The following is a 13,380-nucleotide window of genomic DNA, read 5'->3' as shown; positions in this document are numbered from 1 at the left end:
GTTGTCGAATTACATGAGGTTCAGCGTATTAGTCAAAAATGACGATTATATAGTCACAGACCATGTCCTTCATCAGGTGCACACCGTTCCCGGCGTTACATATTTAGATTTAATTACAAGATTTTTATCTGCAAAAGGGATTAACACTAGAAGCTTTGAAATCAAACATGTATTATTTCAGGAACCGGTTGCAACTTCTGCCCAATTTGATAAAAAAGTTACCTTTCAGTTTACGGAACAAAAGAATGGATGGCTAGTTGAAACAGTTAGCAGAAAATGGATCGATAGAAATGTTGCAGATCATGAAGTGTCAGTCAATTTGCAGGCGGAAATCACCAGCGGAGGGCAACAGGTAAGCGAAAAAAAAATCCGGCCTAAGGATTTAAAGAAAGGGGCACTCCGAACAACAGATGCTGAAACCGCTTATAGTAATTTGCGGAAAGGCGGCTTAATCCATAAAGAGTTTATGAAACTAGAAGGGACAGTGTATGAAGGGAAAGATTATATTCTGGGAGAGGTCAGTTTAAGCGGACTTGCAAAAGAGTATATTGATGATTTTTATTTGCATCCCGCTTTTCTGGATGGCTCTTTAAGCCTTCTGGGAGTGCTTGCGTCTGCTGAATCGGATGCATTAAACGATGCGTTTATTCCGATTTATATTAAAACTTTTCGTTCTCTGAATAAGACGGGTGAGACTTGTTTTGTTTATATTGATAAAAATAATATCACGCAGCCATCTTCTAAAGACATTTTATATGCGGACATACAAGTATACAACTCGGATGGGGAACTTTCGTTTTATTATGAACGGTTCGGTGTGAAAAGAGTTAGGAACGAGGAGTCAATACAAAGGCTGGAATACAAGGGAATAAAAGATGAAGAGGATAGAGTCATTAAAATTGCGGATGATTCTCTCGACAAGAGTCTTATTAAACAGGTAGCGGCCATGATTCAAAAGCCCGAAGAATCTGTCAAAACTGATATCACATTTTATGAGCTTGGATTAGACTCTAAACAGTTATTAAACTTGTCTAAAACATTAGAACAACTCTTGCAGACCAAGCTGTATCCAACATTATTATTTGATTACTCTACAATTGGAGAATTAACTGAATACCTGTGTGGGAAATATGGTGACAAAATCATGCCGCCTGCAGCATCTGTTACGAAAACAGATCTCAAAGAAACTTTATCCAATGAGTTGGCGTTTATTATTGGTGATTTAACAAGGACCTCAGCATATGAAGTAAACCAATATCGGTCGTTTTATGAATTGGGTCTTGATTCAAGACAGCTATTGCAGATATCTAAAATGATAGAAGAAAAAATTGGTGCTTCGTTATACCCGACTTTATTATTTGATTATAACAATATTCATGATTTGGCAAGTTATTTAGAAGAAAAATATGAGATGCTAACACAAACGGAATCAGAAGAAGATAAAAAACAAAGCAAGGAAGCACCTGATGCAGGGCATTTGGAAAATATATATATGCAAAAAGAGTGGAGCGAGTCGCCTTTATTATCTGAAGGTGTTCCTAAAGGTAATATTTTAATTTTAGATTTTGAACGATCTATGAGTGATGATATTCAAAAGCATGCAGGCAGTAAAACTGTTATTTATGCACAAGCCGATTCCGAGTATCTTAAAATAAGTGATAGGCATTACAAATTCCATCCTGAAAATCCTGAGCATTACATGAGAATATTAAATGATGTAAAGTTATCAGGACTATTTCCCGAGACAATTATTCACTTTTTGTCAAAAGAAACCCAGGATAACAGATTAGATCCGGATTTAACACACAGTTTTTATTCTGTTCTTTATGTAAGTAAAGCTTTACTGAGTCAAAAATTAACCAGCAGATTAAAATTTCTGTACATGTATAGCAAAGATCAATATACGAATCCGTCTTATGCGGCTGTCTCAGGCTTTTTTAAAACTTTGCAAGCAGAGCAGCCGAATATTGAATGCAAAACAATAGAGTTTACAACAAATCAAACCATCCAAATAGCACCTGTATTACTCGATGAAATAAATGGAGATTTTAATCAAACCGTTAAGTATGAAAACAATAGAAGATTTGTCTCAAAATATAGAGAAGTCCCGTCAGTAACAATGCATAAGACAGAAGCAACATTAATAAAAAACGGGGTCTACCTTGTAATTGGCGGATTAAGGGGCATTGGCTGGATATTTTCAAAATTTATTTATTCAGATATTCGCGCCAATGTTGTTATTGCTGGCCGGTCAGAACTGACTCCAAAGATGGAAGAAAAATTAGAAAAGATTCGTTCCCGCGGTATAAGAATCACCTATATTCAAGCTGACATGACAGTTAAAAAACAAGTAACCCAATTACTCGAAAAAGTCTATTCAGACTTTGCGAAAATTAATGGCGTTTTTTATAGTGCCGGTGTAATCAGAGATTCTTTTATTATGAATAAAACGGACGATGATGTACATTCGGTGCTTCAATCTAAAATAAGCGGAGTCATTCATTTGGACGAGGCACTCGCCGATATGCCTTTAGACTTTTTTATTTTATTTTCCTCTATTTCCGCGGAAATAGGAAGCTTGGGGCAAGCAGATTACGCATATGCCAATAGTTTTTTAGACAATTTTGCAGAATGGAGAGAATGTATAAGAAAGACAGCAGGAAGACAAGGTAAAACAATCTCTGTAAATTGGCCTTTTTGGAAAAACGGAGGTATGTCAATAGATAATGAAGTACAGAAAATTATGAAAACCCATCTCGGTCTGCACCCGCTTGAAACTTTTTACGGCATAGAAGCTATAAAAAGGTCGCTTGCTCAGACCGGCCATCAAATGATTGTGTTATATGGAAAAAAAGAAAAAGTAATAACATACTTTCAACCGTTACCTTCCAGTTCAGGGGTAGTGCTTGTAAGAGACTCATCGATAGCAGCAGATATAGATGCTTCATCGTACATTCCCGAAAAAACAGGCTCTGCCGTTCAATTACTGGGCACAGCAGACAACAGCGATCTTGATGATTATTTAAACTTTTGGAGCAGAATAAAAAAAGGTGTTCCTTCGCAAAATCATCATATAGATGCCGCTAAAAAACTGATCTCATTTTATCAGAACAGGAAAATGGAGACAGTTCATTTTCTGATAAACACTGCAAATGTCCGTAATATGGAAATAGTGATGAGCGGAAAAGGAGAAACAATTTTACTTATTTGCGGTTTTGCAACGACGGCTTATATGTGGAAAGAGCAAATAAAGGAGTGGGCGAATCATTTTAATGTAATCGTCATACACACCCCAGGTTATGGATTGAGTAAAGGAAGTGATGATTTTACATTGAGTGGTTTAAGTAGTGCTTTTATTGAGGTGTTAGAAGATATAGGAGTAACATGGCCAATTCACATTGCAGCAGCTTCTTGGGGAGGAATGGTAGGGCAAAGAATAGCCTATGAATATCCTGAAAAAGTGAAAACACTAACTCTATCAGGCAGTTACACCACCTATAAAGAAGATCCTGACCATAGTGTGGTGGAGAAGCTTAAGGAGGATTTTGCAAACATCGGAAGATTGAATGAATATGAAATGTTATATAGCAATCAATTTTTAAATGCATCTATTGAGCACTTTATGGAGATTCATAATAGAGAAGGTTATTCTACTATAAGTTTCTTAAAGGAGATTAAAACAAGAACGCTTATACTTACAGGTGAGAATGAAGCGGTTGTTGACCTAGAGGAGACAAACTTGCTTCAGAAATATCTTACAAATGCCGTTTCAAAGGAAATCGAAGGAGCGGGACATCTTTCTAATGTTACACATCCAAGAGAATTTAATAAGACTGTCATTGATTTTATAAAGAATTGAACATATTTATTTAGAAAGTCTAAAACGATAATTCTATAAGGGGAGAAACAACTGTGAAACATACATTGAGTAATCCAGCTTTTGATACCAAGCAAATTGACGCGCTGCGCCGTCACTATCAGACTATGATAGATGATGGAGACTTACAATGTGCAAGTTACATTATGTCAAGGGGCGGAGAAATCTTTGCAGCCGATTCGCTTGGAGAGTTTCTGGGTAAAGAGAATGAGACGAAAAAATTCAAACTTGATTCAATCAGAGAAATTGGTTCTCTAACAAAAGTCTTTACCGCAATTGCTGTTATGCAGCTGGTAGAAAAGGGACTGCTCGACTTAAAAATGCCTATTAAACTATTTCTCTCTGCATTTGATAAACCTGGATTTAACGAAATTAAAATACTTCATCTGCTTACTCATACGGCAGGATTGGCTTTTGATCTGGATCTTCAAAAGGCAAATGGCATTGACTTAACAAATGAGAATGAATGGGTCGCTTATCTGGTCAATACGCCTCTAGAGTACAAAGTTGATGAGGCCTGGAATTATTCCAGAACTGGATTTGTTATTTTAGGAATAATCATTTCAAAAGTAACCGGTATGTCTTACGAAGAGTATGTGACAAAGCATATTATTAAAGCGCTTGGTATGGATAGAACATTTTTTTATGTCCCTAATGCTTTAAAATCTGAAGTTTGTATTATCAATAATAACGAGAGTGAGCAGCTGGTTGAAGAACGACACCCCTACTTTCCGAATAAAGCGACTACAGGGCTGTATTCGACATTGAAAGACATTTGGAAGCTGGCAGAAATGTTTAGAAATAAAGGCCGGTTTGAAGAGAAGAAACTACTTGGTAAAAAAACAGTCGAGTCTATGTTGCGAAATCAAATAAAGGAGGGACTTCCCTTTTACTTCTTCGGAGCTCCGAGAGAAAAAGGGGATTTTGGTTTAGGAATCAATCTATGGCCTGCCGGGGAACATTATTTTATGAGTGAAGGAACCTTTTCGCATCTCGGAATGGGGTGGTGCGGTCTTTTTTCAGATCCGGCAGAAGAGTTTACGTATGTGTTTTTCACGCCGATTTCAGAGTTTAATCCTCATGCTGTTTTAACTCCGCTGAACATTGTGTGGGCTGGCATTGAATAAACGGATAACAGATTAAAATTAGTAAAAGTATTTTTGGGTTCCGCCTGCCAAGCAGGCGGAACCCAAAAATACCTCCTCTTTATTCACACTGCGTTTACTTCCCCGACACTTTACGGTTTGTAACAGTTCGTTAAAAAACTTATTTTATTTTTTTACTTTTTTAACTGTATTACAACATTCTGTTTTTATAATACAGTTTTTCATCTTTTATAGTACAGTTTTTTTCGCACTCTCCCTATTTTCAAAGCGGTTTCAATTTTAGTTTATAAATAATTGACGGCTCTGTGGAATTGCTGTAAACTATGTTTGTTGATTATTGTACTAATGAAAAAGTTATTTTTATTAGTACAGTTTAAACGTCATTATCTTTGCTTATTTTTTGTGATTTTCTGAATGATTAATTTTAGAATTGCAGAGCATGATAAGAGTGTTTTTAATACGGATTATGAACGGTATCAAACCCCGTTTAAACAAAAGAAGAGGTGGTTTAAAAGATGGCTGCAAAGACAAAAACTTCAATTGTTGATAGCAAAAAACAATTTGACGCTATTAATAAGCAGTTTGAAACGTTTCGAATTTTAAATGCTGAAGGAGAAGTCGTAAATAAAGAGGCAATGCCCGATCTTTCAGACGATCAACTAAAAGAATTAATGAGAAGAATGGTATACATCCGCATTTTAGACCAGCGTTCGATTTCTCTATCACGTCAAGGACGTTTAGGTTTCTACGCGCCTACAGCAGGTCAAGAGGCTTCTCAAATTGCATCACACTTTGCCCTTGAGCAGGATGACTTTATTCTTCCTGGTTATCGAGATGTCCCTCAGCTGATTTGGCACGGACTTCCTTTATACCAAGCGTTCCTATTCTCAAGAGGCCATTTTAAAGGCAACCAAATGCCTGAGGGAGTAAATGCGATATCACCTCAAATTATCATCGGCGCACAAATCATTCAAACAACAGGTGTAGCTTTAGGACTTAAAAAGCGAGGTAAAAAATCGGTAGCGATCACTTATACAGGAGACGGCGGAGCTTCACAAGGTGACTTTTATGAAGGGATGAACTTTGCCGGAGCATTTAAAGCGCCAGCGATTTTCGTCGTGCAAAACAACCGATATGCGATTTCAACGCCTGTAGAAAAGCAATCATCAGCACAGACAATTGCCCAAAAAGCAGTTGCAGCCGGTATTACAGGTGTTCAAGTTGATGGAATGGATGCCCTTGCTGTTTACGCTGCAACAGCAGAAGCGCGCCAACGTGCAATTAACGGTGAAGGTCCGACCTTGATTGAAACTCTTACATTCCGTTACGGACCACATACAATGTCTGGAGACGATCCGACTAAGTACCGTACAAAAGAAATAGAAAACGAATGGGAACTTAAAGACCCGCTCGTACGCTTCCGCAAGTTCCTAGAGAATAAAGGGCTATGGTCTGAAGAAGAAGAGAACAAAGTCATCGAACAGGCTAAAGAAGAAATCAAACAGGCCATCAAAAAAGCTGACAGCGAACCAAAACCAAAAGTAACAGAGTTAATTGAGAATATGTTCGAAGAGCCGACATTTAACTTAAAAGAACAATTTGAAATTTACAAAGAGAAGGAGTCGAAATAAGCCATGGCGCAAATGACAATGATTCAAGCGATCACTGATGCGTTACGCACAGAACTGAAGAACAATGAAAACGTTCTGCTTTTTGGAGAGGATGTAGGCGTTGCAGGGGGCGTTTTCCGGGCAACTGAAGGCCTTCAAAAAGAATTCGGTGAGGATCGCGTATTTGATACGCCGCTTGCAGAGTCTGGAATTGGCGGGCTTGCTCTCGGCTTAGGTTTGCAGGATTACCGTCCTGTTATGGAAATCCAATTCTTTGGATTCGTTTATGAGGTAATGGATTCTATTTCTGGACAAATGGCCCGTCTTCGTTACCGTTCTGGCGGACGCTGGACTTCACCTGTAACCATTCGTTCTCCGTTCGGCGGCGGTGTTCATACTCCTGAGCTTCATGCTGATAGCTTAGAAGGTCTTATTGCACAGCAGCCTGGTATCAAAGTTGTCATTCCGTCAACTCCTTACGATGCCAAAGGACTTTTAATTTCTGCAATCAGAGACAATGATCCTGTTGTTTTCTTAGAGCACATGAAGCTTTACCGTTCTTTCCGTCAGGAAGTTCCTGAAGAAGAATACACAATTGAGCTTGGCAAAGCTGACGTGAAACGTGAAGGTACTGACCTTTCAATCATCACTTACGGCGCAATGGTTCATGAATCATTAAAAGCTGCTGAGGAGCTTGAGAAAGACGGCGTTTCTGCTGAGGTAATTGATCTTCGTACTGTCAGTCCACTTGATATCGATACAATCATCGCATCTGTAGAAAAAACAGGCCGCGCGATTGTAGTTCAAGAGGCGCAAAAACAGGCCGGTGTTGCTGCTAATGTGGTAGCAGAAATTAATGACCGTGCGATCTTGAGCTTGGAAGCACCTGTACTTCGCGTGGCTGCGCCTGATACAGTATTTCCTTTCTCCCAAGCAGAGAGCGTATGGCTTCCAAACCATAAAGACGTTCTTGAAACAGCAAGAAAAGTACTTGAATTTTAATCAAATTGCATAATTCAGAGGGAAGATGGGCGTTTTCCCTCCATTATATATCTGTTACTTACGATGTAAACGTTAAAATTGCTTAATCAAACTAGGAGGTCGAAAACTGTGGCATTTGAATTTAAACTTCCAGATATCGGGGAAGGTATCCACGAAGGCGAAATCGTAAAATGGTTTGTCAAGCCTAACGATGAGGTAGACGAAGATGATGTACTGGCTGAAGTGCAAAATGATAAAGCAGTAGTAGAAATTCCTTCACCTGTTAAAGGAAAAGTATTAGAATTAAAAGTTGAAGAGGGAACGGTTGCAACTGTTGGACAAACGATCATTACGTTTGATGCACCTGGTTACGAAGACCTTCAATTTAAAGGCAGCGAAGAGTCAGACGATGCGAAAACTGAAGCACAAGTTCAATCAACTGCAGAAGCTGGACAAGACGTTGCGAAAGAAGAGCAAGCTCAAGAGCCTGCAAAAGCAACTGGCGCAGGACAGCAGGATCAAGCTGAAGTTGACCCGAACAAACGCGTCATCGCTATGCCTTCTGTTCGTAAATATGCTCGTGAAAAAGGCGTAGACATCCGTAAAGTAACTGGCTCAGGCAATAACGGACGTGTTGTGAAAGAAGATATCGACAGCTTTGTAAACGGAGGAGCGCAAGAAGCTGCTGCACCGCAAGAAACAGCTGCACCGCAGGAAACAGCTGCTAAACCGGCTGCTGCACCAGCTCCAGAGGGCGAATTCCCAGAAACACGCGAAAAAATGAGCGGTATCCGTAAAGCAATTGCAAAAGCGATGGTTAACTCTAAACACACTGCTCCTCACGTAACGTTAATGGATGAAGTGGACGTAACAAACCTTGTTGCACATCGTAAACAGTTCAAACAGGTTGCTGCTGATCAAGGAATCAAGCTGACTTTCTTGCCTTACGTTGTAAAAGCTCTGACATCTGCACTGAAAAAATTCCCTGTTTTAAACACGTCAATTGACGATAAAACAGAAGAAGTAGTCCAAAAACATTACTTCAACATCGGTATCGCTGCTGATACTGAAAAAGGCTTGCTTGTACCGGTTGTGAAAAATGCAGATCGTAAATCTGTCTTTGAAATTTCTGATGAAATCAACGGCCTTGCAACAAAAGCTCGTGAAGGCAAGCTTGCTCCAGCTGAAATGAAAGGCGCATCTTGCACAATTACAAACATCGGTTCTGCCGGCGGACAATGGTTCACTCCGGTTATCAACCATCCAGAAGTTGCGATTCTTGGTATCGGACGCATTGCAGAAAAAGCGATTGTTCGTGATGGCGAAATCGTAGCAGCTCCAGTCTTAGCTCTTTCTCTCAGCTTCGACCACCGTATGATCGACGGAGCAACTGCGCAAAATGCATTAAATCACATCAAGCGTTTACTGAACGATCCACAATTAATTTTAATGGAGGCGTAATGTTATGGTAGTAGGAGATTTCCCTATTGAAACAGATACTCTTGTAATCGGTGCGGGACCTGGCGGCTATGTAGCTGCCATCCGCGCTGCACAGCTTGGACAAAAAGTAACAGTCGTTGAAAAAGGTACTCTTGGAGGCGTTTGTCTGAACGTTGGATGTATCCCTTCAAAAGCGCTGATCAATGCAGGCCACCGTTATGAGAATGCAAAGCATTCTGACGACATGGGAATCACTGCTGAGAACGTATCAGTCGATTTCACAAAAGTTCAAGAATGGAAGGCTTCTGTTGTAAACAAGCTTACTGGCGGAGTAGCTGGCCTTCTTAAAGGCAACAAAGTAGATGTTGTAAAAGGCGAAGCTTACTTTGTAGACAGCAATTCAGTTCGTGTCATGGATGAGAATTCTGCTCAAACATACACGTTCAAAAACGCAATCATTGCAACTGGTTCTCGTCCTATCGAATTGCCAAACTTCAAATATACTGAGCGTGTCCTAAATTCAACAGGCGCTTTGGCTCTTAAAGAAATTCCTAAAAAGCTCGTTGTGATCGGCGGCGGCTACATCGGAACTGAGCTCGGAACTGCGTATGCTAACTTCGGCACTGAGCTTGTGATTCTTGAAGGCGGAGATGAACTTCTTCCTGGCTTCGAAAAACAAATGAGTTCTCTTGTTACACGCAGACTGAAGAAAAAAGGCAACGTTGAAATCCATACAAATGCGATGGCTAAAGGCGTTGAAGAAAAACCAGACGGCGTAACAGTTACTTTTGAAGTAAAAGGCGAAGAAAAAACTGTTGATGCTGATTACGTACTGATCACAGTAGGACGCCGTCCAAACACTGATGAGCTTGGTCTTGAGCAAGTCGGTATTGAAATGACGGACCGCGGTGTTGTGAAAACTGACAAACAGTGCCGCACTAACGTACCTAACATTTATGCAATCGGTGACATCATCGAAGGACCTCCGCTTGCTCACAAAGCATCTTATGAAGGTAAAATCGCAGCAGAAGCTATCGCTGGAGAGCCTGCAGAAATCGATTACCTTGGTATTCCTGCGGTTGTCTTCTCTGAGCCTGAACTTGCATCAGTTGGTTACACTGAAGCACAGGCGAAAGAAGAAGGCCTTGATATTGTTGCTGCTAAATTCCCATTTGGAGCAAACGGCCGTGCCCTTTCTCTTAACGAAACAGACGGCTTCATGAAGCTGATCACTCGTAAAGAGGACGGTCTTGTAATCGGTGCACAAATCGCCGGTGCAAGTGCTTCTGATATGATTTCTGAATTAAGCTTAGCGATCGAAGGCGGCATGACTGCTGAAGATATCGCGATGACAATTCACGCTCACCCAACATTGGGCGAAATCACAATGGAAGCAGCTGAAGTGGCAATCGGAAGTCCGATTCACATCGTAAAATAATGCTCATACCAAAAACAGCCCTCGCTCAATGCGGGGCTGTTTTATTTATTTTGACAGTACATGCTGCAATGGTTTAATGATGTCTTCTTTCTTTTTCACACATCCCTCGATTTTTACAACGACATGGCGCTGATCAACAACCATAAGGGTAGGGACGGTTTCAATCTCATCTTCCCAGCCTTCTTTGTTATCATAAACCTTCATTTTATCTATTTGCTCAGGATAATCTTTTTCTAAATCAAGCAGTGCATCGTAATATGGCGCTTCCTCGTTAATTTGGTTTTCATCAGAAAAAAACAAAATTTGTGTATGATGAATGTTGTCAATCCGGCTTTTTTTTATCGGATTGATGGTGGAAAGCGTACAGCCCGATAAAGCAAATACTATTATCAGTATGGGGAATACCGCGCGATATCGCATCTATCTTCTCCTCTGTATAAACAATAGTAAACTAGCTTTAGTTTATCATGAGAGGCGGCTGAATCTGCTCCTTGTTACCTAATTGTTATATAATTGAAACCGTTTTTAAAGTGAGATTACATAGTATATCAATCGTTTAAAATGCCATTCTGGGGGTATACAGAATTTATTGCTGCGTTCGTTCATAAAAGTTCAAGAAAACATGAAATCACGGGATGTATTTTTGCATATGTATCGATTAAAGCTGTTTCGTGAAGAAGATATTGTATGGTGAAAAATAAAAAAACACTATATATAACGAAATAAAAATTAAATGTGACATACAGTTTGCGGTTGACATTTTAAATGTGACATATTAATATAATAGCAACAAGAGAAATTAAGCGTTTTCAAAATTCAAAGAAATGGGGAATAAGAGATGGGAACGATTGTTTGCCAAGATTGCAACGAAGCCATTCATTACTTTGAAGATGAGAAAGTGACAACATTATATGGATCATGCTGCGGACAATGTCAATGTCCTGTTGATGAAGAGTAATAAAAAGCATGCGGCTGAGCCCGCATGCTTTTTATTTATTGAATCGCTTTTTGCTCTTTAATGACCCGGATCATGTTTAATGTCGAATCTTCAGGTCCTTGAACCGGTAGACCTGCGTCAAGGTTCTTAAAAATATAGCTGATGTTGTCTTCTGTAATAATCTCACCTGGAATGAAGATCGGAATGCCAGGAGGATATACCATTACAAATTCAGCGATAATCCGTCCGGATGCTTCTTTTAATGGGATGACCTCCGTATTTGCGTAGAAAGCATCACGCGGAGTCATTGCCAATAAAGGAATTTCTGGAAGCAGTACTTCAGTTTGCTGGTGCATTATATCTTTTTCTGACATATGATGTGCAATCTCTGTTAAAGCCTCTGCAAGCCGGTCTGCATCATTTTGGCTGTCACCAGGGGTGAAAATACACAAAATATTGTACAGATCAGAAAGCTCAACTTCAATATTAAAGGATTCACGAAGCCATTTTTCAACATCATGACCTGTGAGTCCAAGACTTTTAACAGAGATAATCAATTTTGTCGGGTCATAACTGTAAGCTGCTTTCGAACCAAGAATCTCAGAACCGACACAATAAATGCCTTCAATCTGATTGAGGCGGTCTCTCGTCTGGTTGGCAAGCATCAGTGTCTCCTCAGCAAGCTGATGGCCTTCTGTCGCAAGACGTTTTCTGGCAACATCCAGAGAGGCGAGAAGTAAGTAAGAAGTAGACGTTGTTGTCAGCATACTCAGGATGGATTGCACTCTGTCTTTGGAAACAAGACCCTCTCTCATATTTAAAATAGAGCTCTGCGTCAGTGATCCCCCCAGCTTGTGTACACTTGTAGCTGCCATGTCCGCTCCTGCCTGCATGGCTGAAAGCGGCAATTCGTCGTGAAAATGAATGTGAACGCCGTGTGCTTCATCAACTAGAACGGGCACATCAAACGAATGAGCGAGTTCAACAATGCTTTTTAAGTCGGCTGCAACACCGAAATAAGTTGGATTGATAACAAGAAGCCCTTTTGCATCTGGATGTTCGGTAAGCGCCCGTTTAGCAGACTCAAGCGTAATGCCGTGAGAAATGCCCAATTCATTGTCAATTTCAGGATGAATAAAGATTGGAATTGCTCCGGAAAATACAATAGCTGTCATGATTGATTTGTGCACATTTCTTGGAATAATAATTTTATCTCCAGGTCCGCATACAGCCATCACCATTGTCATAATGGCGCCGCTTGTTCCTTGAACAGAAAAAAATGTGTGATCCGCGCCAAATGCTTCAGCCGCCAGATCTTGTGCCTGCTTGATGATGCCTTTAGGCGCGTGCAGGTCATCTAATGGTTCAATATTGATTAAATCTATGCTTAACGCGTTTTCACCGATAAATTGTCTGAATTCTGGATCCATTCCTGCCCCTTTTTTATGGCCGGGAATGTGGAATTGAACAGGCTGTCTGCTTGCGTGCTTTTTCAGTCCTGTATATAAGGGTGTTTCATGTTGCGACAATTGTTTTCCCACCTTTGTAATCATACCTCTGCATAATAGTGTGTATTAAAATCAGTTTCTCAACCGTTTTTTAGACGTAAAACAAATGAATTATATTATGAACTTGAAAGAATGTAAAGAACAATTTATGATCAAATGAAGATGCTTTCTCTTAAGGGGAGCAAATCTATAAGGAGTGAAGAAAATGGGATATCAATACCCAATGAATGAAGATTGGACAACTGAAGAAGCAGTGGATGTGATTGCGTTTTTCCAGCAGGTTGAGCTTGCATATGAAAAAGGCGCAGATCGCGAAGAGCTTCTTAAAGTTTACCGCCGTTTTAAAGAAATTGTACCGGGGAAGGCCGAGGAAAAAAAGCTATGCGGCGAGTTTGAAGAACAAAGTACATACTCTCCGTATCGAACGGTGAAACAGGCGAGAGAATCTGATCAGGCGAAGATTAAGATGTAAGAAAGAGCCGG

Annotated in this window: 10 protein-coding genes; 8 read left to right on the top strand and 2 right to left on the bottom strand. The window is 40.0% G+C overall.

Annotated features, from left to right (window positions below; all coding sequences use genetic code 11):
• Positions 1-13 precede the first annotated feature (13 nt).
• The 6 genes from V6D41_RS06865 (at position 14) to lpdA (ending at position 10,452) form a co-directional block, all read left to right on the top strand.
• The gene (locus V6D41_RS06865; protein ID WP_333517692.1) at positions 14-3,859 is read left to right on the top strand and encodes an alpha/beta fold hydrolase; all 3,846 of its coding nucleotides are present in this window, start codon (positions 14-16) and stop codon (positions 3,857-3,859) included.
• 53 nt (positions 3,860-3,912) lie between these two features.
• A complete protein-coding gene (locus tag V6D41_RS06860; protein WP_087992196.1) occupies positions 3,913-5,004 on the top strand; it encodes a serine hydrolase domain-containing protein in 1,092 nt (363 codons plus the stop codon).
• A gap of 494 nt (positions 5,005-5,498) precedes the next feature.
• The gene (gene pdhA, locus V6D41_RS06855) at positions 5,499-6,614 is read left to right on the top strand and encodes a pyruvate dehydrogenase (acetyl-transferring) E1 component subunit alpha (protein WP_087992195.1); all 1,116 of its coding nucleotides are present in this window, start codon (positions 5,499-5,501) and stop codon (positions 6,612-6,614) included.
• A gap of 3 nt (positions 6,615-6,617) precedes the next feature.
• Positions 6,618-7,595: a pyruvate dehydrogenase complex E1 component subunit beta gene (pdhB, locus tag V6D41_RS06850; RefSeq protein WP_072183597.1), complete on the top strand. Its 978-nt coding sequence runs from the start codon at positions 6,618-6,620 to the stop codon at positions 7,593-7,595.
• A 108-nt stretch (positions 7,596-7,703) separates the two neighbouring features.
• Positions 7,704-9,035, top strand: a complete 1,332-nt coding sequence (gene pdhC, locus V6D41_RS06845; RefSeq protein ID WP_333517691.1) for a pyruvate dehydrogenase complex dihydrolipoyllysine-residue acetyltransferase — start codon at positions 7,704-7,706, stop codon at positions 9,033-9,035.
• A 4-nt stretch (positions 9,036-9,039) separates the two neighbouring features.
• Positions 9,040-10,452, top strand: coding sequence for a dihydrolipoyl dehydrogenase (gene lpdA, locus V6D41_RS06840; RefSeq protein WP_333517690.1), 1,413 nt, complete (start codon positions 9,040-9,042; stop codon positions 10,450-10,452).
• Between the two features lie 45 nt (positions 10,453-10,497).
• Here lpdA and slp read toward each other — a convergent pair whose 3' ends face one another.
• Positions 10,498-10,872 carry a peptidoglycan-associated lipoprotein Slp gene (gene slp, locus V6D41_RS06835; protein ID WP_333517689.1) on the bottom strand — a complete coding sequence of 125 codons (375 nt, stop codon included), beginning with the start codon at positions 10,870-10,872 and terminating at the stop codon, positions 10,498-10,500.
• 418 nt (positions 10,873-11,290) lie between these two features.
• On the opposite strand from slp, the gene V6D41_RS06830 reads away from it, so the two are divergent.
• The gene (locus V6D41_RS06830) at positions 11,291-11,410 is read left to right on the top strand and encodes a GapA-binding peptide SR1P (protein WP_082022512.1); all 120 of its coding nucleotides are present in this window, start codon (positions 11,291-11,293) and stop codon (positions 11,408-11,410) included.
• Positions 11,411-11,445: 35 nt separating this feature from the next.
• Here the strand turns inward: V6D41_RS06830 and speA are convergent, their stop codons facing one another.
• The gene (gene speA / locus V6D41_RS06825) at positions 11,446-12,918 is read right to left on the bottom strand and encodes an arginine decarboxylase (RefSeq protein WP_333517688.1); all 1,473 of its coding nucleotides are present in this window, start codon (positions 12,916-12,918) and stop codon (positions 11,446-11,448) included.
• Positions 12,919-13,102: 184 nt separating this feature from the next.
• Between speA and V6D41_RS06820 the strand changes: the two genes are divergently transcribed.
• Positions 13,103-13,369: a UPF0223 family protein gene (locus V6D41_RS06820; RefSeq protein ID WP_333517687.1), complete on the top strand. Its 267-nt coding sequence runs from the start codon at positions 13,103-13,105 to the stop codon at positions 13,367-13,369.
• Positions 13,370-13,380: the final 11 nt, after the last annotated feature.

The sequence above is a fragment of the Bacillus sp. 0102A genome (genome assembly GCF_036765155.1).
GTDB lineage: Bacteria > Bacillota > Bacilli > Bacillales > Bacillaceae > Bacillus > Bacillus subtilis_G.
Note: the sequence above shows the minus strand (reverse complement) of the source record. Positions and strands in the feature narration are given on the sequence as shown.